Genomic DNA, 21,685 nt, shown 5'->3' with positions numbered 1-21,685 from the left:
CACCAGTCCACGACAAGGGCGGCCACCCCGGTGCTCGAACACCGAGATAGCCGCCCTGCCCCAGGGCCTCCTCTTGTCAGCGCCGCCGTGAGAAGCTAGCAGCCAACTGGAGTCCTAGAACCAACAGCTCGATCACCAGAACAACGGTGGTCGAGCTGTTGCAGTATGTGGCAAGCAACAAAGCTCCCCGCATACCAGCGACACGTGAAAACGCATCCCCGGCTCTATCGGCCCGCGAAGGCCCTGGTCTTTCGGGTGGATCGACATCGGAAGACATCGCCGCCCCCTTCCTACCTCGCGACCGACAGACGATCTGTCGGAAGCCGGCCGGCCCTCTCGAGACGACCAGAACAGGAAGACACGACACATCGCGTCCTGAGGCATAGGGGGCGAGAGCACAACCTCGCCGATCCATCTCTATTCAGTTGGATTCCCGATGAACCCGACTCCGTGGCGCAGCAGATCTTTGTACGGAGGCGAAACCATCACACGGGTGATCTTACTGGCAATTGCGACAGCTACCGTATGCCCTCCAGCGCGTCCTACCGATGGTCGATTCACACCGTCAGGCAATCGACATCGCGAATAGGCGCTTCCGCGACACCGAGCGTGGCCGGCCTCCGTCGCTCCCGCACAATCACCTTGCCGATTGCCTCAGGTGGGAGGTGGCCACGCCGCCTCGTCGGCCGAGGTCGTGCACTCCGCCTACCGGCGGTGCCGGCCACCTGCGGTGTCCCCCGAAATGAACTCCGCTTCGCTCCGCACTCAAAAGAGCAAAGACGTTTTTTCACTCCGGTTCTGGCTACCGGCGAGCATTCATCACCCGTGACCTCCGCATCAACCGCCGGCGTCCGCTCCGCTCCCGGCCCAAGGGCTCCGAAAACTTTTCAAAACGCCTCCGGCTGAAAACTTTTCGTCCCGACCCTTGACACTCCGGCCCCGTGTGCTGACTTCTCTCCTCACGCCAGAAACGGCGAATAAACGTGGCAGGGCAAAGGGCCAGGCCACCAGTTGAGAAGGGAAGTAGCGCCATGCACGACACCATCACAGGACCGCGGACGGTGGGACTGCGCACCGCAATCATGGCCGCGATCGGTCAGGTACCGGCGCAGGTCAAGACCCACGCACTCGGAAAGCTCACCGAAGCGTACGAAGCCGCCTCACGGTACGTCGGGGCCACCGACTACGACCACGACCGGATGGAAGACCTGCACGAGCAGGTGTGCAGTTGGGAAGCCACCGCACATCGGAGCGGTGCCACGACCAGCGAGATTCGGGCAGCCAAGACTGCGGGCGGCGTCCGCGCCGCCGCCGAGCAGTAACCACCAAGGCCCGGAAAACAAGAAAACACCGGACAGTCTCTACCTGCCCGGTGTCTCCAACCGAAGAATCTACCAGGAGAGAGACACCACCATGACCGCCAGCATCGAAACCACCACCGCCGCAACCGAAGCCCCCACGACCGGCACCACGCCGGTCGTGGGGGCGGGCGAGGAGTTCGCCCGCCTGCACCCCACCACCCTCGACGTCGGCCCGAATGTCCGGGACCACGTCGACACCGACAGCCAGGACTTCCGCGACCTCGTCGCGAGCGTCGTCGTTCACGGTGTCGTACAGGCGATTTCGGCAGTCCGCGACGGTGAGAACGTGGTCGTCATCGACGGCCAGCAGCGGACCCTCGCCGCGATCGAAGCCGGGGTCGACAGTGTGCCGGTGCTGATCCGGACCGCTGTCGAGACGTTCAAGGAGCGGGAGATCGAACGTATCTCCAAGCAGGTGGTCACCAATGACCTGCGAACCCCTCTCACCGAGGGCCAGCGAGCGAAGGCATTCGCCGACATGCTCGCACTCGGTGTGTCGGTGCCCAAGATCGCCAAATCAGTGCAGGTCAAGCGTGAGACCGTCAAAGCCGGTGCCGCAGCGGGCCGGTCGCAGACCGCCCTCGAGGCTCTCGACGCCGGGCAGCTCGACCTCGAGCAGGCAGCAGTGGTCGCGCTGTTCGACGCCGACGGCGACGACGAGGCGGTCGAGGAACTGCTCAACGCCGGATCACGGTTCCGCTCCGTCGCGCAGGAGTTGATCGCGGACCGCGCCGAACGCAAGGCCCGCGCCGAAGCCGGTACCCCGTATGCGGACAAGGGCCTGACCGTCCTGGCAGACGAGCCGTTCTACGACAGCCCCTACGTCGCCGCTGAGGACTTGGTGACCGCAGACGGAGACCCGATCACCGAGGCCGTTATCGACGCCGCTGCCGAGCACTGGGCGGTGTGGCTGACCCCGAACGAGCAGATCACCCTCACCGCCACCGGCGAGGTGATCGAGTCCGAGTCGATCGACTGGGCCACCGAAGGAGCCCCGAAAGCCGTCGCTACAGAGGGCTACCACCACCACAAGGACGTCACCGTCGCCCAGGTGTGGGTGCCGGAGTACTTCACCGCCGACCCCGACGCGGCCGGTGTGAAGCTCGGCCCGATCCTCGCCGCAGCGTCCAGTGAACCCGACGAGGCCGACGACCAGGCCGCAGCCGAGAGGAAGGCACGCGAGAAGAAAGCAGCTCAGGCAGCGCTCGCGGCCAAGGAAGCCGAGAAGGCCACTCGGCGGCGCACCGTCGCACTGAACAAGGCCAGCGCCGCCGCGACGATCGTCCGCAAGGAATGGCTGACGAAGTTCCTCACCCGCAAGACCCTGCCGAAGGGGGCAGGGAAGTGGATCACCGAAACACTCGTCGACGAGCCGGGACTGTTGACCGAGAACAAAGCGGCGCAGTACCTCACGGAGCTGCTCGGGGTCACCGTGCCCGCCGACACCAGCCCCAGCGCCGGGTACCCCGGTGTCGCGGACAAGGCCGCGCGTCGAGCGCTCGCTGCCACGATCGACAAGACGCCGAGCGAGACCCGCGCGCAGGTGATCCTGCTCGCGCAGATCCTCGCCGCCTACGAGGCACGAGTGAGCGGTAAGGGCAACGACTCGTGGCGTCGCACGGCGTGGGGTAACCAGGACAACTACCTGGGCTTCCTCGACCAGCACGGCCACGTGCTGACCGTGGTCGAGCAGGCCGCAGCCGGAATGCTCACCCCCGAGCAGGCGTACGACGCGCTCACTGCCCCCAGTGAGGACAACACAGCCGACCAGTAACGAGAAGGGGTGGCGGGCACCATGTGCCCGCCACCCCTCATTCGTCGCTGCGGTCGATACGGGTACTGCCGAGGCTGAGCACCGCCGCTATTGCGGCTCCGACCAGCAGCAGCATCACTGCGCTCTCGCTGCGTTCGGACGCGCTGAGCTCACCCCAGGTCAACAGCCGGGCGACAACAGCGAGCCCGTACAGGCCGAGGGCGGCACTTCGGTATCTGTCCATCGCCGGACAGTATCGGCCCCACAGCGCAGGTGGGGAAGCGTCCCCGGCCCGGGTCGAGGGGGCTGCCCGCCGCCCTCGAGCTCCCCCGCTCGACGCCCACCACCGCACTGCCCACGACGGCCAGGCGGCTCACGAAAGGTCAGTGCGCGGCGTTGAACGCCTCTTCGATAGCGGCCGGGATGCGGCCGCGATCGCTGATCTCGTAGCCCTCGTCGGCGGCCCACTGCCGAATCGCGCGTGTCTGCGCCGGGTCACGCGTGGCCGGTGTCCCGGTCTTCGCGGGCGTCGCCGCGCCGGCGGGGGAGGGCTTACGCTTGCGGCCACCGACCCGCGTCGAATGCTCGATGTAGTAGTCGAGCTTCCTGTGAAACTCGGTGGCGTTCTTCGCTTTCAGGTCGATCACGTACTCGACACCGTTGACCGCGAATTCGATGGTCTCGCCGGAATCGTCGTCGATGACCGACCCGTCGATATCGTCCACCAATTGGGTTGTCACTCTTTTGGCCACAGCCGGAAAACCTTTCGATCACACACATTCGTCACAAACTCGGGTAACGGCCAGCGTAACCAACGAATGTGGCGATGAGCTGCACCCTTTCATGTCACGACATCGCGGGGAGCGATATCGGATCGGATTCCTTTGAATGCGGGATGCCGTAAACGCCCCGTTGCCGATTGTTCGCGATATTCCACAGTCGCCACCAATTCCGGTGTCACCCAGGACACTCCGACTGCGTCGGTGCGCGGAATCGGACCGGGCAGCGCACTGTCCGGACGAGTGCGCTCGGTGAGCGCACTCCGCAGCTCACGGCGCATCCGATCGGTGAAACCCGTTCCCACACGGCCGATGTAGACCAACTCGCCCGCCTCGTCGTACGCTCCGAGAAGCAGCGCCGCCAGTGTCCCGCCGGCGCGGCCGCCCGTCGGAACCCATCCGCAGATCACGCCTTCGCGTGTGTTCCGGATCGGTACCTTGATCCACGACGGCGACCGGACCCCCGATCGGTACACCGACTCAGCTTTCTTCGCCACGACCCCCTCGATACCGTTATCGGCGGCAATGCCCATCAACGTCTCTCCGTCGATTCCCGTCATATTCGGCGGCACCTGCACTCGCCGCCCGTCGGCCACACCGAGACCCTGAAGCAGCGCACGGCGCTGCATGTAGGGCAGCGTCCGGACCGATTCGCCGTCGACGTCGAGGACATCGAACACGAAATACGTCACCGGGACCGACCGCAACAACGCCGCCGACGGCCGCGCGACATGCATACGGCGTTGCAGCAGCCCGAAATCGGGCCGACCGCCCGAATCCAGTGTTACCAACTCGCCGTCGAGGGTCACCGACCGACCCGCCGTCGTGTCCGACAACGCCTCCACCACGTCCGGGAACGAGGCGGAGATGTCGTTTCCGTTGCGCGAGAACAGCTTCACCCGAGATGTGCCGTCGACAACGCTGACCCCGCGTTGGCCACTGGAGTCCGCGCGGGTTTGATCGGCTGCCAGGAACCGGTGTGAGCCCAGGGTTCCTGGTCAGAGCAACGATTCTTCTTCATTCCGTGGTCGCTCAAATTTCATCAGTTACTCGTGGATTCTGCGAGTTCCTCGCATAAGTTCACTGTTCGTGTCAGATTTCGCTACTCGTCGGCAGCAGCGCATCGCTGCCGACGGCGCATCGAGTGCCGCGGGGGTCGGCAGTGGGGAACTTGCGGACGTCGAATCGCTGCAGCGGCTGGCGTCGGCGTCGGGGGACGACGAACACGACTTCTTCCGTAACACGCTGGTCGAATACGGATGGGCCAGAGATGTGGCGGGTCTGAGCCCCGCGACGTTGCAGAGAATCATGTATCCCGTGATCGAGATATGCGATTACTTCGATTGCGTGCCATGGCGATTGACCCAGCAGCAGTTCGATCAGTACTTCGCCGGTCCCGGCAAACGCAGTCACGCGACCATCCGGAAAAAGACAGTTCAGATCGACAACTACTACCGATTCCTCGAGCACCGCTACGCTGGCGAGCTGCTCCGAGCGTTCGGCGTCGGTGTCGAGTCACCGGTCGACCCGTTCAACCGGCCGAGGCACAGGGGTGATTTCGCGCTGCGGATTCCTCCCACTCGACGAGCGATGACAGCGTTCTTTGCCGACTGGAGAGACGCCCTGCCACGCTCTCGCAAGTACCACGTGAGCGCACGCGACTACACCATGGCGAAGATTGCGTACTTGTCCGGTGTGCGGGCGTCGGAGCTGTGTGCGGTGAAGATCGGCGACATCCATTGGGAAGCGGGACAGTGGGGCCGCTTCGTCGTCGTGGGTAAGGGTGCCCGCGGATCGGGTCCACGCGAACGGCAAGCTTTTCTCTTCGAAGAGGGGAGAGAGCTGCTGTGGTGGTATCTCGAGCAGGTCCGGGGCGAGTTCTGCGACGACCCGACCGACGCGGGCGCACCGTTGTGGCCATCGGAACGCTTGCCGACCGCCGTCGCGGCGCTCAACCTCGCCGTTGCACCCGCCATTCAACCCTCGACATTTCGCCGCAATCTCAAAGCTGCATCGCACCATCACCTCAACGGCCCGGTGCGCGAGCTCTACCCCCATCTGTTGCGTCATGCCTGCGCTACCCACAACTACCAACGAGGAATGCCCTTGTGGGATGTGCAGAAGATGCTCGGTCACGAATGGGCAAGCACCACTGTGGGCTATCTGGCGTCGGCAGGAGCCGACCCGGAACGGTCCGTCATCGAGTCGACACAACGCGCCGTGCGGCGCTTGAGTACGGAGAATTAGAAGATGAAATGGAATTTGCGCATGGTTGCGGCGCAACGCGACATCTGGCGTCCGACGCAGCTGCTCAAAGCATTCGAGCAGGTCGACTTCCATCCGTCATTGAGCAAGACTGCGGCCCTGTGGTCTTCGGCGCCGATCACGATCCGACTCGATGACCTGGACAAGATCTGTGCGGCGTTGAACTGCACTGTCGGTGATCTGATGCTGGCGGAAGCTGTTCACGACGCGGATCTCGACGCAGCTCCAGCACGCGCAATCGGCGATCGGTCGGGCCCTGCCGCACCCACTGCCGGGGCCCGGAAGCGCGGAGCCCGCCGCGTTCCACCTCCCAACTGATGTCGGGACGAAACCCTGCCGATGGGGTGGCGGCACGCAATGCCGCCCGGCACACCGAGCGCACGATACGGATGATCGAGCAGACACCCGCGCAGTTCCGTGACGACGTGCAGGCGTGGGTCACTGCGCTGGGCGGCCGCGGTCGACGTAAATCCAGACCGTTGACGGCAGTGACGATTGCCCTCTATCTCAATTTCGCGCTACCGGTCTTGCAGGAATGGGCTGAGACACACCAAAGTCTGCGATCTGTCGATACTGTCGACATCGAGCGCGCTCTCAGCCGTCACTCAGGGCAGTCGAGACATAACGTGCACACGGCCCTGAGGTCGCTCTTTCGCGGACTCAAACGCGAACGTCGCATCTTCGCCGACCCTGCCCGAGAGGTCGCTGGTCGGTACACCCGCAGGATCCTCAGACCGTTACGATCCGATCGCGTACATGGGCTCTTCGATCAGCTGACCAGGCCCGATGACCGGGTGATTCTGGCGCTCGTCGCGGTCCACGCGCTGACGATCGAAGAGGTCATCGGCTTCCGACTCGACCATCTCGACCGTTCGGCAGGACGAGCAACCGTCACCCGGCCACACACCCGCCACACGTTCTGGTTGGACGAGTTCACCGCCGAGGTGCTCCGCGACTGGCTGATCTACCGTCAGCGTCGGTGGCCGACGAGCACGAATCCGTACTTGCTGATTACCCGGGTGACTGCGCCTACCGCGCTGCCGGGCAGTCGCCACTACATCACCCGCCCATTCCGTGACCTCGGCATCACCGCCCGCGAACTGCGTGTCGATCGCATCCTCGACGAGGCCGCCCACAGCGGCGACCCGGTTGCCCTGATGACCGTGTTCGGTATCGGCACCACCACAGCGGTGCGCTATGTCAGGACCGCGCACCCTGGCCGATTCGACGTAGACCCCACTGCACCCTGACTCGATTCGAAGTTCAGCCAACGGACCGGTCGTCGCCGCAGGTTCGTAAACCGCTCGACGCAGCCAACGGCCTTCCGAAACATACGGGGAGGGGGTATGGTCTGACACGTTAGCCAGATACCCCTAGGGGGTATAGAGACAGTCGGAGGAGCGCGACATGATCACCACGCACTACAAAGTCACGGGCATGACCTGCGGCCACTGCGAAGCGTCGGTCAGGGAAGAAGTCGGTGCTGTGGTCGGGGTCGACACGGTCGAAGCATCAGCGTCGGCAGGAACGCTGACGGTGACGAGCATCGGCGAGCCCGACCACGCCCGGGTCATTGCCGCCGTTCGCGATGCCGGATACGCAGCCGAACCGCAAACCGCAGATTCGCCTACCGCGTAACCGCTGAAGTCGTTGCAGGAAGAGGTATTTCGCGATGAACAACCACACGCATTCTGACGTCGGAACGGCTAAGAGAGCTGGCGCGCAGTCGGGGCACGACACGTCCGAACGCAGCGCAGGCCACACCGGACACGGCGAGCACTCCGAACACGGAGGACACACAGGGCATACCGGGCACGGTGGCCATGCCGGTCACGGCGATCACGTCGGTCACGGCGATCACGTCGGCATGTTCCGTCGTCTGTCCTGGATCATGCTGGTCCTCGCCGTTCCGGTGATCGTGGCATCGAACATGTTTGCGATGCTTCTCGGATACTCACTGCCGGACGCGTCGTGGATCGCCTGGGTCTCGCCGACGCTCGGCACCGTGATGTACGCCTGGGGCGGATCTCCCTTCCTCACCGGCGCAGTCAGCGAAATCCGTTCCCGTGCACCGGGAATGATGCTGCTCATCGCCCTCGCGATCACCGTCGCATTCATTGCGTCGATGGGCGCGAGCCTCGGCCTGCTCGATCATCAGCTCGACTTCTGGTGGGAACTGGCGCTGCTGATCGTGATCATGCTGCTCGGGCACTGGATCGAAATGCGATCCCTCGCGCAGACCACCTCCGCTCTGGACTCACTGGCGGCGCTGCTCCCGGACACCGCCGAACGCGTCGACGGCGACGATGTGGTGCCGGTGTCCCCGGCCGAGCTGCAGCGCGGTGATGTCGTCGTCGTGCGCCCCGGCGGCCGAGTACCGGCGGACGGCACCATCGTCTCCGGATCGGCGAGCATGGACGAGTCCATGATCACCGGCGAATCACGCACCGTCCGCCGCAGCGACGGCGACCAAGTTGTCGCCGGCACGGTAGCCACCGACTCCGGTCTGCGCGTCCAGGTCACCGCAGTCGGGGAGGACACCGCCCTCGCAGGCATCGGCCGCTTGGTCGCCGACGCCCAGAACTCGACCTCGCGCGCTCAGCGCATCGCCGACACGGCCGCCGGTTGGCTGTTCTGGTTCGCTCTCGGTGCCGCGATCATCACCGCCGCTGTGTGGACTCTGGTCGGGATGCCCGACGACGCCGTCATCCGCACCATCACCGTGCTGGTCATCGCCTGCCCCCACGCCCTCGGACTCGCGATCCCGCTGGTGGTCTCCATCGCCACCGAACGCGCAGCCCGCGGCGGTGTCCTGGTCAAGGACCGGCTCGCACTCGAAACAATGCGCACGGTGGACACCGTGCTCTTCGACAAGACCGGCACCCTCACCAAGGGTGAACCCACCGTCACCGCAATCGAGGTGACAGACGGGCGCACCGCCGACGAGGTCCTCGCTTTGGCCGCTGCCGCAGAAGCCGACTCTGAACATCCCCTCGCCCGTGCCATCGTCGGCGCCGCACGCGCGCGGAACCTGACCGTCCCGGCTGCAGCCGGTTTTCAGTCGTCTCCCGCTGTCGGGGTCGCTGCGGACGTCGACGGCACCCGCATTCAGGTCGGCGGGCCCGCGCTGCTCGAGCAGGAAAACGGATCCGAACTCGCTGTCGCCGACCGGTGGCGCGGCGACGGGGCGATCATCCTGCACGTCCTGGCCGACGGTGCTGTGATCGGTGCCCTTGCGCTCGCCGACGAGATCCGGCCCGAATCACGCACTGCGGTAGACGCGTTGCATGCGCGCGGAATCGCGGTGGTGATGATCACCGGTGATGCCGAAGCCGTCGCGAAGTCCGTCGCCACCGAGCTCGGTGTGGACCGCTACTTCGCGGGGGTGAAACCGGAAGACAAGTCCCACAACGTTGCTGAACTTCAACAGGAAGGGCGCACCGTGGCGATGGTCGGTGACGGAGTCAACGACGCACCGGCTCTCGCGCAGGCCGATGTCGGTATCGCTATCGGCGCGGGTACCGACGTTGCTATCGCGTCGGCCGGAGTGATCCTCGCCAGCGACGACCCGAGGTCGGTGTTGTCGGTGATCGAACTCTCGCGCGCCTCGTACCGGAAGATGAAGCAAAACCTCTGGTGGGCAGCGGGATACAACCTCATCTCAGTCCCACTCGCGGCAGGAGTGCTCGCGCCGGTCGGGTTCGTGCTGCCGATGTCGATCGGCGCGATCCTGATGTCGCTGTCGACGATCATCGTCGCCGCGAACGCGCAGTTACTGCGTCGACTCGACCTCACACCCGACACCATCACCGGAGCGGTGAACGACGGGATTTCCAATGCTCCGTCGCAGCGCGAACCGGCACTGTAGGAGTTGATCTCGTCTCGGGAGTACAGCCCTGACAACTGTGGAACACGCTGATGGGCCGCACCCTCTCCGCCGGAGAGGATGCGGCCCATCGTTTCGGGAAGCGGACCAGGTCAGCCGAGCAGTCGCTGCATGGTGTCGATCTCCTGCTGTTGAGTCGCGACGATGGTGCGGGCCATCTCCAGGGCGTCAGGATTGGAACCGTCCGCTATTTCGGTGTTGGCCATCTCGATGGCACCGGTGTGGTGGGCGATCATCATCGTCAACCACTGGCGGTCGAATTCCGGTCCCGACGCTACCATCAACGCGTCCATGTCCTGAGCGGTCATCATGCCGCTGCCGGAGCTGTGGTCCATCCCGCCCATGTCACCCATGTCCATGTCGGGCATGGGCTGGCCCCACTCGGTCAGCCATGCCGTCATCTGGTCCATCTCGGGCTGTTGCGCGGCGGCGATCGCCGATGCCAGCGACAGGACCTCCGGGTTGTCGGTGCGGCCGTCCGCCAAGTCGGCCATCTCCACTGCTTGCGCGTGATGCGGGTACATCATCTGCGCGAACATCACGTCGGCATCGTTGAACTGCGCCGTCGAGCTCGCCGGCGCGGACGATGCCGGCGTCGAGGACATCGATCCCATCGAATGGCCATCCATCGACGAATCCGCCCCGTTGTCGCTACAGCCGACGACGAGGAACGCGCTCGCGGCGGCAGCAGCGATCGAGGCAATGACTTTGGTACGCATGAGGAAACTCCTTGTAAGAGTGAGTAGTACAGAGGATTCGATGTCGTTCGATCCGCCGACAGACACGCGTCTGACGGGCTCCCTGTCACACTCGCAAGGTCACCGATCTGTCCAACTCCCACAACGTCCACGGCGGCGCACGCCCCCACTCAGAGTCGGTGCGCCCAACGATCCGGTTAAGCAGCGTCGGTACCGGGTCGATGGCTGCGCTCGTCACCGGGACCGTCAGCGCGGGCCACGACGCTGTCGTACCCACACAGGGATGCATCATCTGGTACCCCGACGGGCAGTCATGTTCCCCGGTCATCACCGGAACCGACACCGAGTCGGCCATGTGAGACGGCGCTGCGAACGAGGCACGGCCGCCGCTCATCGACATGGACATCGAGCCGGTCACAGGCATCGACATCGGTGTCACCGAATGCATCAACAGCACACCGAACACCGTCAGTGCAATCAGTAAAGCTGCCGTCGGAGCTGTGCCCCGTCGACCGTGCCGATTCACTGAGTGCATGCGGCCGATGATACCAACATATACCCCTGGGGGTACGCCTGTCTCGTCGCGTTCGGTCGTCGAAGCATTTCGTCATGTCTTCGAGGTGTCGAGTCCGAGATCTGTTGCGCGGTTGTAGTCGTCGTCGATGAGCACCACGCTGCGATGTTCCCGGTCGAGTAGTGAGGCCGCGATCGAGGCGCGATAGCCGGAGGCGCAGTGCACCCACACTTTGCCGTCGGGGACTTCTGCGAGTCGGTGCGGCAGTTCGTGAAGGGGGATATTCACCGCACCGGGGATGTGGCCGTCCGCGTACTCGGACTGTTGACGTGTGTCGAGCACAGTGATGTCGGAGTCGGTTGCGGCAAGTCCGGCGAAGTCGGACACCTCGTAGGACCGCACGTGGCCGTCGCCGGCGAGTGAGTGAATCTCACCGACAGCCGAACCGGAGGGGCGGTCGATGCCGATGCGCGCCAACTCCCTTGTGGCATCGTCGATTTGGTCGGAGGTGTCACCGATCAATGTCAGCGGCGCACCCCACTGGTAGAGCCATCCGAGATAGGTCACGAACGTCGTCGACAGCTCGAAACCGAGGGAGCCGTCGAGATGTCCAGCAGCGAAGGCGGTTCGTGCGCGGAGGTCGACGACCCACTGGCCATCGTCGATGCGCCTGCGTAGTTCGTCGGGATCGACAGGCTCCGGGGTGGACAGATCGATCGGGGCCGGACCTTCGGTGTTGATGACGCCCATGTGGGCGTAGTACGCGGGGTAGGCCGACAATCCTGCGATCAATTCGTCGACGTAGGTTTGTTCGTCCTGGGTCAGCGCGGGATTGGACTGTTGCTGTTCACCGATGGTCGACGAGTCGCCGCTGGTGGGTGTGGCGGAGCAGAAGCTACCGAATCCGTGGGTGGGGTAGACCTCGACGTCGGCGGGGAGTTCGGCGGCGATTCGACGGACCGAATGGAACTGAGCGTGGGTGAGCTCGTCGGTGTGTTCGGAGCCGAGCAGGTCGGTGCGGCCGGTGGATCCGTAGAGCATCGAGCCGCCGGTGAAGATCGCGATCGGTTCGTCTCCGAGTTGCAGTACGTAGCTGACGTGATGATGTGTATGGCCCGGGGTGTGCATGACCTGAAACGTCGCCGATCCCGCGTCGACGACATCGCCGTCCCCCACTGCGCGCCGTTCGTATTCGACCGGGTCTCCCTCGGGGACAACGTATTCGGCTCCGGTAGCGCGTGCGAGTTCGAGGCCGCCGGTGACGTAGTCGTTGTGGATGTGGGTTTCGAGTACGTGGGTGATCGCGGCGTTCTTCTCCGCGGCCAGTGCCAGGACGCGGTCGATGTCACGTTGGGGATCGATCACGACGGCGATGCCGTCGTGGCTGATCAGGTAGCTGCGGTCGCCGAGGCTCGACGTTTCGATGATGGCGATGTCTGGATCGGTAGCGCTCACGGGGTACTCCTACGGTGTCGTCGGGTCGGCCTCGTTTCTGACGTGAAACGTCCTCGTTCAGGCCAGTGCGAGGAAGAGTTTTTCCAGTTCTGCTTCGGTCATGGGTTCTTTGTTGTCGGCGGTGTCGCCGGTCATGCATTCGCGGAGGCCGGTGGCGACGATCTTGAATCCGGCTTTGTCGAGGGCGCGGGAGACGGCGGCGAGTTGGGTGACGACGTCTTTGCAGTCACGTCCGTTCTCGATCATGCCGATCACTCCGGCGAGTTGGCCGTGTGCGCGGCGCAGCCGGTTGAGTACCAATGCGATGCTGTCTTCGTCGCCGACCATTGCGGTCTCCTGAGGGTGTGAGGGTGGTAGTGGTTCAAGATTACCCCTGGGGGCATCGGGTCGGTGTGTGCGTTCGGTCATGAAAGAACGAGGGTGTCGACAAGTACGTAGCCCGCGACGGCGAACACCAGGTAGGCGAACCACGTGCGCAGCTTGTCGGTATCAATGCGTGTGCTCAGTCGCCCGGCGACCAGCGAGCCTGCAATCGCAGCACCGGCGAACGCGGCTGTCAGTGCCCAGTTCCCGCCGAGCCCGTCGGCCTGAGCGATCAGTCCGGCGGCGGAGTTTGCGACGATGACCACCAGCGACGTTCCGACAGCGACACCCATCTCGATTCCCAGCAACAGCACCAGAGCGGGGATGATCAGAAATCCTCCGCCGACGCCGAACAGTCCGGTGAGGACACCGACCCCGAACCCTGTCGGTATGGACCGTGGTGCGCATCGCCGCCAGTCGATCCCGGAATCCCCTGTCTTGCATGCAGTTCCGACATCGTCGGCGCTGCGCAGCATCCGCGCCCCGGCAATGATCATGACGATTGCGAAGCCGATCATCACGGCCGCCTCGGGCAGATGTCTGCCCAGGGCGCTGCCGACCACGGTGCCGACAATGCCGGTGGCCGCGAAGATCGCCGCCAGCCGCCACTCGACGAGCCGCGCCCGCACCTTGGGGATGGCCCCGGTCGCAGAGGCGACACCGATCACCAGCAACGATGTCGGTATCGCCTCCGACAGGTCCATTCCGAGGGCGTAGACGAGAACCGGGACCGCGAGAATCGACCCGCCGCCTCCGAGGAGACCGAGCAGGATGCCGACGGCGACGCCGAGGACCAGTGCCAGTGCCAGGGTCATCAGCTGTGGGCTGTGTCCTGGCCACCGAGTGCGTCGATGGCGGCCTGGAGCTTGGTGGTGGCCTCGGCCGCGACATCGGAGAGGGCGGGTTCTCCGGTCGCTTGGACCATGATGTCGGGGTTCATCGCTTCGACGATCACCGATCCGGATGTGGCGGTGTCGGCGCGGACGACGACATTGCACGGCAGCAGCAAGCCGATCTGGCGCATGACTCCGACGGCGCGGTGCGCGAGGGTGGGATTGCAGGCACCGAGGATCAGATACTGCTCCATGTCTTCGCCGAGTTTGGCCTTCAACGTGGCCTGCATGTCGATTTCGGTGAGAACACCGAAGCCTTGGTCGGACAGGGCTGATTTGACGGAGTCGACTGCGGTGTCGAAGTCGGTGTCGGTCAGAGTGGTCGAGAGTGCGATGTTCATGAGGGAAATTCCTTTCGGTGGTCGAACTGTGGTGGTGTGGGCCTACCCGATTCGGGGCCGGCGAATACTCGGCACGCCCGCTTTGGTGAGCAGTGCGCTGGCCGGGCACCAGCCAACCGCTGCGTAGAGGGCGAGGTTGGCGGCAGCGAACGCGCTGAGTAGTCGCCATTGCGGTGCGTGTAATTCGCCGAGTGCCAGACCGGTGGCGGTGACACCGGCAGCAAGGGCGGGGACGATACGTTCGATCGGCCATCCTGTGAATGCCGCCGAGTGGGTTGTGTTCGGATCGGTCATGATTGCTCCGTTGGGTGTGGTGAGGGTGTCAGTGAGAGAAGCTGATCGAGGGCAGCACCTTGCGCAGCCAGGCTGGTGACCACCATGCGGCGTGACCGGTCAGACGCAGCAGGACCGGCAGCAGGATGAGCCTGATCAGGAAGGCGTCGAGCAGTACCGCGACACCGAGAATGATGCCCATTTCTTTCGGTGGGAGCGGATCGGAGAGTGCGAAGGTGAAGAACACGGCGACCATGACCGCGGCGGCGGCGAAGATGACGCGGCCGGAGTGGGCGAGGCCGTCGACCTGGGCGGCTTTCGGGTCGCCGGTCTTCTCGTAGTGCTCTTTGGCGGTGGCGAGCAGGAACACGGTGTAGTCCATGGCGATGGCGAAGATCATCGCGAAGAAGAACACCGGTCCCCAGCCGTCGAGGAACCCCTGTGGGGTGAAGCCGAGCAGTGATGCACCGTGTCCGTCTTGGAAGATCAGCTTCGCTACTCCGAATGCGGCTGCGGTCGAGAGCAGACTGACGGCGGTGCCGAGGATCGCGATCAGCGGTGCCTGCAGTGCAACGAGCAGCAGGATGAAACCGAGCGCGAGGATGATCCCGATCACCAGCGGCAGGTAGTCGTTGAGGGCTTGCTGCAGATCGAGGTTCTCCGCCGGTGCCCCGCCGACCAATGCCGACTCCGGGAGCTGCGCGCGCAGGTCACCGAGGATGGTGCCCATACTCTCGTCGGAGGGGTCCACGGCGGGAAGCGCTTGTAGCAGTGAGTAGTTCGAGCCGTCCGCGGCAGGCTGGGGCGGAGTCACCATCGAGATCCCGTCGACGCTGCTGGCTGCGGTGGCGGTCGCGGCGGCGTCGGAAGAGGGGACGACGATCTGCAGTGCGCCGGGTGCGCCGTCGCCGAACTGGGCTTGGACGAGCTCGTAGCCTTGGCGAACCGGTGCATCTTCTGGGACGACGGTGATCGAGGGCATTGCGACTTTCAGTCCGAGGACCGGCAGTGCCAGGACGATGAGGATGCCGACGGAGACCAGTGCGAACGGCCAGGGATGCTTGTGGAGTAGTTCGCCCCAGGCTGCGAATTTCGGGGAGCGGTGCTGCTGGCGTTTGGCGTAGGGCAGGGATGCGGCGTTGACCTTGGAGCCGAGTGCCCCCAGGGTTGCGGGGAGCAGGGTCATGGTGGCGATCAGCACGAACGTGACAGCGAGCATGATGCCGACGGCCATGGTCCGCACGGCCGGTGCGGGAACGAGAAGCACTGCCGAGAGGCTCACCAGGACTGTCAGACCGGACAGGACCACGGCTTTGCCTGCGGTGTCCATGGTTTCGGCGACGGCGGCACGGGGATCGGCGTTGCGTAGTGCGTCGCGGAACCTGGCGACGATGAAGAGGGCGTAGTCGATGCCGAGGGCGAGCGCGAACATCATCGCGAAGTTCATCGCCCACACCGAGATCGGGGTGACGCCGTTGAGCAGCACGAGACCACCGGCGGATGCGACGAGTCCGGCGACGGTGAGTAGCAGCGGCAGTCCTGCGGCGACGAGCGATCCGAACGCGAGCACCATGATCGCCAAGGTGACCGGCCAGGAGAACAATTCGGCTTGGATCATGGCATCGTGGTTGGCTTTGTTGAAGTCCGACCACAGTGCGGAGGACCCGGTCGGGTAGACCTCGATGCCGTCGCCGGAGAGTTCGGTCAGTTCGCCTTTGACCTCGTCGACGGCTTTGACCATGTCATCTGTACTTGCGTTTGCGCCGGCGATGAGGATGCCGGTGCGGCCGTCGGGGCTGATGGTCATGCCTGGCTGGGGGGCGATGATCTCGCCGAAGCGAGTGTCACCGTCGAATACGGCCGCGACGTCGGTGAGTGTCTGCTGCACCGCTGCGTCTTCGATCGTGGCGGTGTCGGAGTGAACGACCACTTGCACTGCCGCAGAGGAGTTACCACCGAAATGCTGCTGGGCGAGCTCGCGGACCTGGACGGATTCGGAACCGTTGGCCTGCCAGCCGGCCCCGGCCAAGGATGAGAACACCGATGGCGCAGCCGATCCCAGGGCAACGAGGGCGATCAGCCAGATGCCGAACACCCACCTGCGGCGGGCGACCATCGTGCTTCCCAGGCGGCCTAGTGCGCCGGGTGCCGGTGGCCGATGGCGGTCGTGGCGGCCGGTGGCCGCCGCGGTAGCGGGCTTGGTCACAATTACTTCTCCTAATACGGGTGGGGGTATTCAGAAGCGTTGAAGACGCCCAGAGATTCCTGCGAAATGCAGTGGAGTGCTGTTGGGGTGGGGGTCAGCGACGAAACAGGGAACGAAAGAAGTTGTCGCGTGTAGCTGGGGCGGGTGTCTCCATGGAGCAGGAGCACTGCTGCGACCGCGGAACGTTCTTCATAACGCTGTCGACATGTCGACCGCAGCCAGCCCAGGTGGTCTTACCGCATGCCGGGCACGGGACGGGGTAGCACATGGCGGTCCTTTCTGGCGGGTACATCCCTACTGTGACACATACCTAGGGGGGTATGCAAGTACCCGTGGGGGTATGAGGGAAGGGGTGGGCCGGAGCCGATCGGTAGACGGCAGTGGTCTTGCCGGATCAAACGCGAGGCTGTGCTGGCGGCCGCATAAGGCGTTTGATGGTCGCCAGTCTGCGAATGCGGTTGTCCCTCACGGGTTGATGCTCCACGTACGCGCGTGTTGCGACGCTATCGTTCGCGAGTTTCTGCGAACCCGCGCAGTTACATCCCACTTCCATTCCCACACCCAGGCCGGTCGCGACGGGAGCGGCCCAGCAGTGGCGAGCATCGGAGACAACGGATTCGGGGGCATCGACGACGAATGCCCGCGCACGGGACCGGCGAACCATCGAAAGCCGACCGCAAGCGGTCGCACGTCCCTCCGGGGCCGCCCCATATGGGTCACCAATTTGGTCGTACGAGTCGTCCCAGCCTGACATGCCGGGGACCCCGACCAGTCAACCCACGGTCGCAAGCTCCCTCTCCGGGGTTGACAGGCCACCCTCGTCATGTCGATCGGGGACGTCTCATCCGAACCTTTGGAAGGTGTCCCTGCCATGAACAACAACCTGCTCAACGATCACCAGATCATCACCGAGCTCATCGGCAATGCCGCTCAGCTCCCCGCCGAAGATCCGCGCGCGGCCCGGTGGGCCACCGAAGCGCTCGCGCTCGCCAGCGCAGCAGAGCTCCCCATCCTCATCGAGGAGGCCGAGGGAGTGCTCGGACGGATCGAGCACGACACCACCTGCCGGTGGTGCGCCGGGCAGCCGGGAGCAGCCATCCCGGTCGGGTCCTTCTGGTGCACCCACTGAGCACCAGGCCCCTCCGGGGTCCCGGTCCCCACCACGGGGCCGGGACCCCTTTTTCCTCTATTCCGTTACTGCAATGTAATGAAATGAAACGTAATGGTAGAGTTCAGTCATGACCGCAGCCGAGCCGCCCCGCAAGCCAGGCCGACCCCGCATCCACGCCAGCGCGTCCGATCGGGTACGAGCACACCGCGCCAAAGCGGCGGAAAAGGCAGGCAAGGCCGCCGCAGTAGCCGGCGTCGACGAGGCGGACACCGCTACCCCCGAACTGGCGGTCGCATCCCTCGCCGCCGTCCTCCCCGCGCTGGCCACGCAGGCCGAGCAGTTCACGGCTCTGGTCCAGCGGGTTGAATCCGCAATCGGGACCGTCTCGGACCCCAAAGCCCTCGACCAGCGACTCGAGCTGATGCGCGCCGAAGCCGCACGCACCGTCTCCGCCGCAGAGGAACGCGCCGCCGCCGCCGAAGCGGCAGCGCACGCCGCGACCGTCCGCGCCGACGCACTCGACGCCGAAAACGACGAGCTCCGCGCCGACGCGGCCGACGCATGGGAGCAGACCGAGGCGGCACAGAACGCCGCCGAGCAGGCTCGTACCGACCTCGAGGAACAGAAAACAGCGCACCAGCACAGCCTCGACGACCTCGACGCACGCCAGCGCGCCGAAATGACTGCCCTGCAGGACAACCACGACTCCATCGTGGCCTCGCTCAACACCAGCCACCGCGAAGCGATCGATCGATACGACGAGAACCGCCGCCGCCTCGAGGCCGAGTTGGCCGAGGTGCGTGCCGAGGCGAAAACCCTGCGCACCGATCTCGCCGCCGAACGCGCCGCCCACCAGGACGACAACCGCACGCACGCAGCAAACCTCGCCCAACAGCGCACCGACGCCACCAAACGCGAAGCCGAGCTACGCCGCGACTACAGCGAACGCATCGACGAACAAAAGACGATCGCCACCGACCTACGCGAGGAGATCTCGCTGCAACGAGCCGAACTAGAACGCCTACGCGGCCTCGAGGAGGACCGCCGCCACAACTGACCGAGCGCGCGCGTGGGATAAGACTCAGCTTCCGATCCCGCTCATTCGGATGAATGACTGCAACAGTCATTCGGATGGATGACTGTTGCCGGAACCATCTCGCCGCTCCCTGCGTCCAACCGGACATGGACGACGAGCACCGCGCAGCGATCCGAGCTGAAGGCTACGACCCCGACCACCCTGCCGTGATCGCCGCACTCGAATGTGTATCCCGAACGTTGAAAGCCCACCGCGGCCTCGTCGACGAGTTACTTCCTGCCCTTGGTCTGCGACGAACCGCATCGTTGACGATTTCGGTCGATAGCATCGACGGTATGACTCCGCATCCGCATTGAGGGGTGCGTATCCGGAACGCAGGCAACAAACCCAGGAGAGCAGGAGTACGGGATGCGGTTCGACTACTCGACCATGACCGAGGGTTTTCGCAGTGAGCGACCAATCCCTCTACCAAACCCTCCGGAGCTGAACAAGACCGGTAACGCGGTCATATGGCTGTCCAGCGTCGAGGTCTATTCGTTCGGTGTGATGTTCTCGGTGTCGGTGTTGACCAGGCAGTCGGAGCTAGGGCTGATCCTCGGTGCTGAGGAGCACGTGGACTCTGCGCGGTATGCGTCGATTCTGTTCGGAGTCGAACTGGGAGACGGAACAAAGCTGGCGATCGACAGGCGCGCTCCGCGAGGGGGCGTTCTCGAAGTCCGGAACTCCACAGGGAACGCTGGGACGCTGCACGGCACCATCTTGCTCGGCCCCGTTCCGCCTCCCGGACCCGTCCGCATCGTGACCGCGATTCCCCGGCTCGGCGTATCGGAAGCGACCGTCACCATCGACGGCAATCACATCATCGAAGCGTCCGAACAGGTCGAACGGCTATGGACGGCACCGCCGCCCTCTCAGGGCCTCGGCGGAGCGGGCCTGCGCGGTGGCAACTGGTTCACCCGCCTCGACTGATCGCAGAACAAGGGCGGGGGCTACTCGAAAATCTCGAGTAGCCCCCGCCCCTTGTCGAACGGCCTCTACAACGTAGACAGAACGCCGATCTGCGTGGCCCCGTCCTCCGAATACACCGAAATCTGGCGAGAAGGCGTGTGGGCCTGGCCGCTGCCGTCCTTCTGCAACTGCTCGGCCGCCGATCGATCGACTGGCTCGGTGATCAGGTCCGCGCTTCGGATGAAGCCCTGCTCTCCGGAATCTGTATAGGCGGCAACGAACGTCGGCTGCTCGGTGTCCGGCTTCGCCGGATCTGCGGGGCCGAACGTCTGACCGTCGACGGTGAACGACTCGACCGCCGGTGCCTCACCTTCCGGTGCAGCCGAACGAGCAGCGGGGGCGACGAAGTCGATGGGATTGGTCGGGAATGTGAAGTAGTCCCGGTAACCGGCACTGTTGTCGTACGTTCGCACGTAACCGTGGCTGTTGTACGAACCGGTACCGCAGTTCGCACCATCGGTGGAAATCTCCAGCTGTGATGCCCAGTCCGTGTTGTACGTGAACTCCACCACCTGGCAGATGATGCCCGACTTGAACAGGCGCGCCCGCGCGGCGATATCGAACGCCGGGACCTGAGCCCCGGTCGCCGACCAGATCTTGGTGCGAGCGAACAGTCCGCCGTCGTTGGTGATGGTCGAGTTGTGCAAGAACAAGTTTCCGTTGGCGGCCGGTGTTGCGCCTGTCCAACTGACCTGGGTGGCAGCTGATGCTGTACCCGCGCCGAAGGCCATCAGGGCTGCGCAACCGGCGGCAATGAGGCTGGTGCGCAGTGACGTTCGAGATAGAGACATGGAAGATCCCCTTCATGATCGATGGAGCTATGGAGGCGGTACGAGCGAGAGATGGACGACGGCCGTTGGGGGGCTAGAAGAACTACGCCCCTCAGTCGTTTGTGTCGTCGTACGAACTGGTGCACGGCAGGATCGTCTCGTCGGAGATCGCCTGCGTGGAGTTTCGGCCCGCGGTGATGGTCGCTTTGATGCGGAACCTGCGGTTGAAGTCATCGAAGCACGGAAACTCGTAGTAAACGGAAATATTCGCGCTGCCGCGGAAAATGCCCGGTGTTGTCTTCGTGTCGATCGTCTCGTAGACGCTCCAAAGACGCGTTCCTGATTCCTGTAAGAAGACCGTCATGCTGTGGGGGCTGTAACCGGTTCCGACGCAATGATTCTCGATACCCCACTCGAGGAATCCGTTCACCACCTGAGGATCGTGGAAGCTGCCCTCGCACGCTCCCCACGAGAACGCGCGAGCATTCGGATCCGAGCTCGGTTCTTGCCACTCGAATCTGAATGTGTCCGAGGGGGCTGGTTCGGCCTCGGGTGCGGGCGCTGGCGCGACCGGTGCCTCCTGCGCGAACACCAGCCCCGGACTCGTCAGCGCGAGCCCTGCGATCGCGGCGAAAACTGTCAGTGTTCTGGAAACTCGTAGTGATCGTAGAGCCACGGCGAGGTCATCCCTTCAATGGGAACGGTACCAAGGGGTCTCCTGTACTCAACCACGACTTCCAAGCACTTCGCTAGGGCTAGTAAAGAAAAGTCCATCCGCCCGGTTTCCTTGAATTATGTTGTGCCCGTGGTGGGTTTGGGGCAGTTGATGCGCTCGATGGTCGGACATGCCGAGCATCACCCCCATGTTCGATCTCGACCTCGAAAGCAATGAGGATCCAACTCAAATCCCTCGGTCGGCCGACCAGCGCACTTGATAATCGAACACTAGTTCGACTACCTTGGTGGCTGTTCC

At 64.4% G+C, this 21,685-nt stretch carries 23 protein-coding genes; 10 read left to right on the top strand and 13 right to left on the bottom strand.

The features are described from left to right. Positions 1-1,031 precede the first annotated feature (1,031 nt). Together E4P29_RS22335 and E4P29_RS22330 are read left to right on the top strand one after the other, a co-directional pair. Positions 1,032-1,322, top strand: a complete 291-nt coding sequence (locus tag E4P29_RS22335; RefSeq protein WP_135047262.1) for a hypothetical protein — start codon at positions 1,032-1,034, stop codon at positions 1,320-1,322. A 91-nt stretch (positions 1,323-1,413) separates the two neighbouring features. Beyond that, positions 1,414-3,135, top strand: coding sequence for a ParB/RepB/Spo0J family partition protein (locus tag E4P29_RS22330; protein ID WP_135047261.1), 1,722 nt, complete (start codon positions 1,414-1,416; stop codon positions 3,133-3,135). A 37-nt stretch (positions 3,136-3,172) separates the two neighbouring features. On the opposite strand, the gene E4P29_RS22325 is transcribed toward E4P29_RS22330, so the two are convergent. From E4P29_RS22325 to E4P29_RS22315, 3 genes are all read right to left on the bottom strand, one after another. Further along, on the bottom strand, positions 3,173-3,358 hold the full coding sequence (locus E4P29_RS22325; protein ID WP_135047260.1) for a hypothetical protein: 186 nt from the start codon (positions 3,356-3,358) through the stop codon (positions 3,173-3,175). A gap of 139 nt (positions 3,359-3,497) precedes the next feature. Next, the gene (locus E4P29_RS22320; protein ID WP_135047259.1) at positions 3,498-3,866 is read right to left on the bottom strand and encodes an Lsr2 family protein; all 369 of its coding nucleotides are present in this window, start codon (positions 3,864-3,866) and stop codon (positions 3,498-3,500) included. Between the two features lie 89 nt (positions 3,867-3,955). Next, on the bottom strand, positions 3,956-4,864 hold the full coding sequence (locus tag E4P29_RS22315) for an RNA ligase family protein (RefSeq protein ID WP_135047258.1): 909 nt from the start codon (positions 4,862-4,864) through the stop codon (positions 3,956-3,958). Between the two features lie 118 nt (positions 4,865-4,982). On the opposite strand from E4P29_RS22315, the gene E4P29_RS22310 reads away from it, so the two are divergent. From E4P29_RS22310 to E4P29_RS22290, 5 genes are all read left to right on the top strand, one after another. Beyond that, complete coding sequence (locus E4P29_RS22310; RefSeq protein ID WP_207890896.1) at positions 4,983-6,140, top strand: site-specific integrase; 1,158 nt, start codon at positions 4,983-4,985, stop codon at positions 6,138-6,140. A 3-nt stretch (positions 6,141-6,143) separates the two neighbouring features. Further along, positions 6,144-6,476, top strand: coding sequence for a helix-turn-helix transcriptional regulator (locus E4P29_RS22305; protein ID WP_170945395.1), 333 nt, complete (start codon positions 6,144-6,146; stop codon positions 6,474-6,476). Beyond that, entirely contained in the window at positions 6,476-7,408 is a 933-nt protein-coding gene (locus E4P29_RS22300) for a site-specific integrase (protein ID WP_135047257.1), read from the top strand. The genes E4P29_RS22305 and E4P29_RS22300 overlap by 1 nt, the downstream gene beginning before the upstream one ends. 157 nt (positions 7,409-7,565) lie before the next feature. Next, complete coding sequence (locus tag E4P29_RS22295; RefSeq protein ID WP_063216977.1) at positions 7,566-7,796, top strand: heavy-metal-associated domain-containing protein; 231 nt, start codon at positions 7,566-7,568, stop codon at positions 7,794-7,796. A 34-nt stretch (positions 7,797-7,830) separates the two neighbouring features. Further along, positions 7,831-10,026: a heavy metal translocating P-type ATPase gene (locus E4P29_RS22290; protein WP_135047256.1), complete on the top strand. Its 2,196-nt coding sequence runs from the start codon at positions 7,831-7,833 to the stop codon at positions 10,024-10,026. Between the two features lie 110 nt (positions 10,027-10,136). On the opposite strand, the gene E4P29_RS22285 is transcribed toward E4P29_RS22290, so the two are convergent. From E4P29_RS22285 to E4P29_RS22250, 8 genes are all read right to left on the bottom strand, one after another. Continuing rightward, positions 10,137-10,763 carry a DUF305 domain-containing protein gene (locus E4P29_RS22285; protein ID WP_063216979.1) on the bottom strand — a complete coding sequence of 209 codons (627 nt, stop codon included), beginning with the start codon at positions 10,761-10,763 and terminating at the stop codon, positions 10,137-10,139. Positions 10,764-10,848: 85 nt separating this feature from the next. Continuing rightward, positions 10,849-11,277, bottom strand: a complete 429-nt coding sequence (locus E4P29_RS22280; protein WP_063216980.1) for a DUF6153 family protein — start codon at positions 11,275-11,277, stop codon at positions 10,849-10,851. 72 nt (positions 11,278-11,349) lie between these two features. Further along, on the bottom strand, positions 11,350-12,711 hold the full coding sequence (locus tag E4P29_RS22275; RefSeq protein WP_135047255.1) for an MBL fold metallo-hydrolase: 1,362 nt from the start codon (positions 12,709-12,711) through the stop codon (positions 11,350-11,352). 57 nt (positions 12,712-12,768) lie between these two features. Beyond that, complete coding sequence (locus E4P29_RS22270) at positions 12,769-13,038, bottom strand: metal-sensitive transcriptional regulator (protein ID WP_032389200.1); 270 nt, start codon at positions 13,036-13,038, stop codon at positions 12,769-12,771. A gap of 77 nt (positions 13,039-13,115) precedes the next feature. Next, entirely contained in the window at positions 13,116-13,889 is a 774-nt protein-coding gene (locus E4P29_RS22265; RefSeq protein WP_032401339.1) for a sulfite exporter TauE/SafE family protein, read from the bottom strand. Then, entirely contained in the window at positions 13,889-14,308 is a 420-nt protein-coding gene (locus E4P29_RS22260) for a DUF302 domain-containing protein (RefSeq protein WP_008720026.1), read from the bottom strand. The genes E4P29_RS22265 and E4P29_RS22260 overlap by 1 nt, the downstream gene beginning before the upstream one ends. A 42-nt stretch (positions 14,309-14,350) precedes the next feature. Continuing rightward, the gene (locus E4P29_RS22255; protein WP_032401340.1) at positions 14,351-14,602 is read right to left on the bottom strand and encodes a YgaP-like transmembrane domain; all 252 of its coding nucleotides are present in this window, start codon (positions 14,600-14,602) and stop codon (positions 14,351-14,353) included. A 28-nt stretch (positions 14,603-14,630) separates the two neighbouring features. After that, entirely contained in the window at positions 14,631-16,697 is a 2,067-nt protein-coding gene (locus tag E4P29_RS22250; protein WP_230074946.1) for an MMPL family transporter, read from the bottom strand. Positions 16,698-17,658: 961 nt separating this feature from the next. Here E4P29_RS22250 and E4P29_RS22240 point away from each other — a divergent pair. From E4P29_RS22240 to E4P29_RS22230, 3 genes are all read left to right on the top strand, one after another. Then, positions 17,659-17,916 (top strand): hypothetical protein, encoded by a 258-nt coding sequence (locus E4P29_RS22240; RefSeq protein WP_048320462.1) that lies wholly within the window; start codon positions 17,659-17,661, stop codon positions 17,914-17,916. Positions 17,917-18,025: 109 nt separating this feature from the next. Further along, a complete protein-coding gene (locus E4P29_RS22235; RefSeq protein ID WP_135047253.1) occupies positions 18,026-18,955 on the top strand; it encodes a hypothetical protein in 930 nt (309 codons plus the stop codon). 387 nt (positions 18,956-19,342) lie between these two features. Further along, positions 19,343-19,903, top strand: a complete 561-nt coding sequence (locus E4P29_RS22230; RefSeq protein ID WP_135047252.1) for a hypothetical protein — start codon at positions 19,343-19,345, stop codon at positions 19,901-19,903. A gap of 65 nt (positions 19,904-19,968) precedes the next feature. On the opposite strand, the gene E4P29_RS22225 is transcribed toward E4P29_RS22230, so the two are convergent. Beyond that, a complete protein-coding gene (locus tag E4P29_RS22225) occupies positions 19,969-20,733 on the bottom strand; it encodes a hypothetical protein (protein ID WP_135047251.1) in 765 nt (254 codons plus the stop codon). A gap of 91 nt (positions 20,734-20,824) precedes the next feature. Then, a complete protein-coding gene (locus E4P29_RS22220) occupies positions 20,825-21,388 on the bottom strand; it encodes a hypothetical protein (RefSeq protein WP_135047250.1) in 564 nt (187 codons plus the stop codon). Positions 21,389-21,685: the final 297 nt, after the last annotated feature.

This window comes from Rhodococcus sp. 1R11 (genome assembly GCF_004563845.1).
Lineage (GTDB): Bacteria > Actinomycetota > Actinomycetes > Mycobacteriales > Mycobacteriaceae > Rhodococcoides.
The sequence above is the reverse complement of the archived record's forward strand: the minus strand, read 5'-3'. Positions and strand labels throughout refer to the sequence as shown.